The 3,192-nt window shown below is 73.2% G+C and carries 3 protein-coding genes; all 3 read right to left on the reverse strand.

What is annotated here, in order from left to right; all coding sequences use genetic code 11:
- The coding region (locus tag SZ60_RS15365) for an aldehyde dehydrogenase family protein (protein WP_043597500.1) at positions 1–1,194 on the reverse strand (1,194 nt) is incomplete at its 3' end.
- Positions 1,191–1,799, reverse strand: coding sequence for an isochorismatase family protein (locus tag SZ60_RS15370; RefSeq protein WP_043597501.1), 609 nt, complete (start codon positions 1,797–1,799; stop codon positions 1,191–1,193). The genes SZ60_RS15365 and SZ60_RS15370, both read right to left, overlap by 4 nt.
- A 38-nt stretch (positions 1,800–1,837) precedes the next feature.
- A partial coding sequence (gene dacB, locus SZ60_RS15375) for a D-alanyl-D-alanine carboxypeptidase/D-alanyl-D-alanine-endopeptidase (RefSeq protein WP_043597502.1) occupies positions 1,838–3,192 on the reverse strand: 1,355 nt, incomplete at its 5' end.

Genomic DNA, 3,192 nt, shown 5'->3' on the forward strand with positions numbered 1-3,192 from the left:
GAAGATCTCGGTGGTCAGGATCTCGCTGCCGGGGGCGACGCCCGACACGACGGTCGGCTCGAAGAAGGTGCCCGGCCCGTCGACGGGATGGCCGCCGGTCTCGACCACCGCCCCGCGGCCGACCGCGTCGCGGACGAGCCGGTCCGCCTTGTCGACGGCCCGGTCGTCGATCAACGGGCCCACGGAGACCCCGTCGTCGGTCCCCGCGCCCACCCGGAGCCCGCGCACGCGCTCGACCACCCTGGCGGTGAACTCGTCGGCGACCGACTCGTGCACGATGAACCGGTTGGCGGCCGTGCAGGCCTGGCCCACGTTGCGGAACTTCGCCTGCATCGCACCCTCGACCGCGGCGTCGAGGTCGGCGTCGTCGAAGACCACGAAGGGAGCGTTGCCGCCGAGCTCCATCGAGGTGCGCAGCACCTGTTCGGAGGCCTGGGTCAACAGGGTCGAGCCGACCGGCGTCGACCCCGTGAAGCTGAGCTTCCGGAGGCGCGGGTCGCGGATCAGGGGCTCGCACACGTCGTTCGCCGACAGCGTCGTCACGACGTTCACCACGCCGTCGGGCACGCCCGCCTCGGCGAGCAGCGCGGCGAAGGCGAGGGTCGTGAGCGGCGTCAGTTCGGCCGGTTTGACGACCACCGTGCAGCCGGCCGCGAGGGCGGGCGCGATCTTGCGGGTCGCCATGGCGAGGGGGAAGTTCCAGGGGGTGATCAGCAGGCAGGGGCCCACCGGGCGGTGCAGCACGGTCGTCCGGCCGGTGCCCTCGGGGTTGGTGCCGTAGCGACCCGAGACGCGCACGGCCTCTTCGGAGAACCAGCGGAGGAACTCGCCGCCGTAGGTGACCTCGCCGAGCGACTCGTCCAGCGGCTTGCCCATCTCGAGCGTCATCAGCAGGGCGAAGTCGTCGCGCCGCTGCATCAGCAGGTCGAAGGCGCGGCGCAGCACCTCGCTGCGGTGACGGGGAGACGTCGCCGCCCAGGCGTCCTGCGCGGCGACCGCGGCGTCGAGGGCCCGCAGGCCGTCGGCGGGAGTCGCGTCGGCCACCGCGACGAGGACCTCGCCCGTGGCGGGGTCGACGACGTCGATGGTGTCGCCCGAGGACGACGGGCCCCACGAGCCCCCCACGAAGAGGCCTGTGGGCACGGTCTCGACCACGCGACGACGCTCGGCGGCCGTCAGGACCGGGCGGCTCATGCCGGGACCCCGGTCGAGCCGTCGACGACGTCGGACGACGGGACCGTGCGGACGCCGGCCGCGCGGAGCTCGGCCAGGGCGGCCTCGCTCGGAGCCGGGGCCACACCCGCCACGAGGTCGGTCAGCACGGTGACCCCGAGCCCGGCGGTGACGGCGTCGAGGGCCGAGGCCCGGACGCAGTGGTCGGTCGCCAGACCGACGACGTCGACCTCGTCGACGCCCGTCGCGGCGAGGACGTCACCGAACGGCCGCCCGTCGTCGACGAGCCCGTCGAACAACGAATAGGCCGGCCGACCGTCGCCCTTGAGCACGTGGACGTCGACGAGGGCGGTGTCGAGGTCGGGGTGGTAGTCGGCACCGGTCGAACCCTGCACGCAGTGCGTCGGCCATGAATCGACGAAGTCGGGCTCGGCGCTGAAGTGGCCGCCGTTGTCGCCGTCGGGCGCGTGCCAGTCGCGGCTGGCGACGACGAGGTCGTACCGGTCGCGGTGCGCCCGGAGGTGGTCGGTGACCGCCTGCGCGACGTGGGCGCCGCCGGTGACCCCGAGCGCGCCTCCTTCGGTGAAGTCGTTCTGGACGTCGATGACGAAGAGTGCTCTGGTCATGCGACCATTCTCGCTCGCCGCACCGACAGCGGCTCGCCTCAGCTGTTGGCGAGGTTGTCGCCGCAGCTGTAGACGGCCGTCGTCAGGGTGTCGAGGGCGGCCCGGGCGTTGTCCTGCACGGAGCCGATCGCGTAGAAGGCGAAGGTGAGCTTGGTGCCGTCCGCCGCGTCGACGGTGCCCGCGAGCGTGTAGGCCGTGTCGATCCAGCCGGTCTTGGCGTGCACGGCGCCTCGGGCCACGGCGTTCGAGCCCGTGAAGCGGGAGGCGAGCGTGCCCGTCTTGCCCGACACCGGGAGGGCGTCGTAGACGACGCCGAGGCCGTGCTCGCGGTTCAGCACCTGGATCATGAGCCGCGCGACGAAGGTCGAGGGCACGGCGTCGTTCTCGCTCAGGCCGGACCCGTCGATGATCGTGAGCGACGACGTGTCGAGACCGTAGGTCGACGAGAGCACGGACTTGTAGAGCGCCGTGAGCGACGCGGCCGACCCGTCGGCACCGGACGCCTTCGACGAGACGCGCGCGAGCATCTCGGCGAGGGTGTTGTCGGAGGTCGGCAGCAGCTGCGAGACCAGTCGGCTGACCGGCTGGGACGACACCTGGGCGATCACCGTGCCGCTCGAGGCGGTGCCCTGGGTCATGGTGGCGGAGTCGGCACCGACCACGCCCGCGGTGACGAGCGCCGAGCGAAAGGCGTCGCCGGCACGGGCGACGGGGTCGGTGCTGCGTGGACTCGTCTGCGCGGCGGGGTTCGCCCGGTCACCGTCGACCATGAGCGCGGTGACCTCGGAGTGGTAGCCGATGGTCTGCTCGGTGCGCTTCCAGGACGGGTCCCACTTGTCGGCGGGATTCCAGTAGGTGGCGTCGAGCGTGATCTGCGTGAGGGGCTGCTCGCCGAGCGACGCCTTCACCTGGGTCGCGAGGTCGGCGACCGTGGGGGCCCCGGCGTAGACGCTCGAACCCGTGGCGCTGAGCGTGGCGTCACCGCCGCCGACCAGGGACACGGCACCCGTCCCGGCGTCGCCGGTCACGCGGGTGGTGAGACGGGCGTCGGGCCCGAGGACCGACAGGGCGACCGCGCTCGTCAGGGTCTTCAGCACGCTGCCCGTGCGCGCCGGGGTCGAACCGTTGCGGTCGAAGAGGACCTCACCCGTGGTGGCGTTGACCACGCTGCCCTCGAACTGGGCCAGACGGGCGTCCGACGCGGCACCGGCGACCGAGCAGGTCCGCAGGCGCGTGGCCCCCGGGATGACGCCCGGTACCGGCCGTGCGGGGTCGACCGTGGGAGTCGCCGTCGGTGTGATGGTGACCGCCGGCTCGGGGGAAGTGGAGGCGGCCCGCACCGTCGCGGCGTCGGGCGCGGTGGCGGCCCCGGCGGCGACGGCGCCGCCGCCCA

Source organism: Frigoribacterium sp. MEB024, from assembly GCF_000878135.1.
Classification (GTDB): domain Bacteria; phylum Actinomycetota; class Actinomycetes; order Actinomycetales; family Microbacteriaceae; genus Frigoribacterium.

What these genes read in the sequence shown, in the direction of transcription:
- SZ60_RS15370 (WP_043597501.1), bottom strand. Translation starts at nt 1,799, where the DNA reads ATGACCAGAGCACTCTTCGTCATCGACGTCCAGAACGACTTCACCGAA.